This window comes from Clostridium sp. UBA5119, from assembly GCF_002414285.1.
Lineage (GTDB): Bacteria > Bacillota > Clostridia > Clostridiales > Clostridiaceae > Clostridium_J > Clostridium_J sulfidigenes.
Map to the genome: position 1 here is coordinate 21885 of NZ_DHYX01000030.1, position 756 is coordinate 22640.

Sequence of the window (756 nt, forward strand, 5' to 3'; positions counted from 1 at the left end):
CAAGTACAGAAACTTCTATTTCCCTAGCATTTAATCCTTCCTCCACAAGAATCTTTCTATCATGTTTTAAAGCTTCTATTAATCCATTTTCAAGACTTTCCCTATCATGAGCTTTAGTTATTCCTACAGAAGAACCACTGTTAGCCGGTTTTACAAAACAAGGATACCCTAACTTATGTTCAATTTCATTTATAAATTTTTCACTATCATTTCCATAATCAAAGGCATTTACCACTACATAGTCTGCTTGTTTTATACCTTCATGTTCTAAAAGATATTTCGTATAAACCTTATCCATACATACAGCTGAACTCATAACTGAAGGACCTACACATGGTAATTTCATCAGTTTACATAGCCCTTGAATAGTACCATCCTCACCATACATACCATGAAGTACAGGAAATACTACATCTACCTCTTTATTTAGTAATAATTTAATTCCATCTTCAACTTGATTTTTAAAGTCTTCTTCCCATTTTCCATTTCCTATATTCTCCATATCACCTTTATAAAGAAACCATTTTCCCTCTTTAGTTATACCTACTGGAAATATACTATATTTTTCTTTATCTATATGATTTAGAACAGATGTTGCAGATACCCTAGACACCTCATGTTCTGTTGATTGTCCTCCAAATAGTATTGCTACCTTCTTCATATTTATCACTCCTAACAATAATTTTATCCTTGGTACAATCTATTCATTGTTAAAATTAACAGATTTCTTAACTCCTTTGAAGCTTACTAACAGAA

General features: G+C 31.5%; 1 protein-coding gene. It reads right to left on the bottom strand.

Annotated elements, in window-relative coordinates; all coding sequences use genetic code 11:
• Positions 1-661, bottom strand: a 661-nt coding sequence (locus tag B2671_RS03635) for a D-alanine--D-alanine ligase (RefSeq protein ID WP_346869195.1), incomplete at its 3' end; no start/stop codon positions are given.
• Between the last annotated feature and the right edge of the window lie 95 nt (positions 662-756).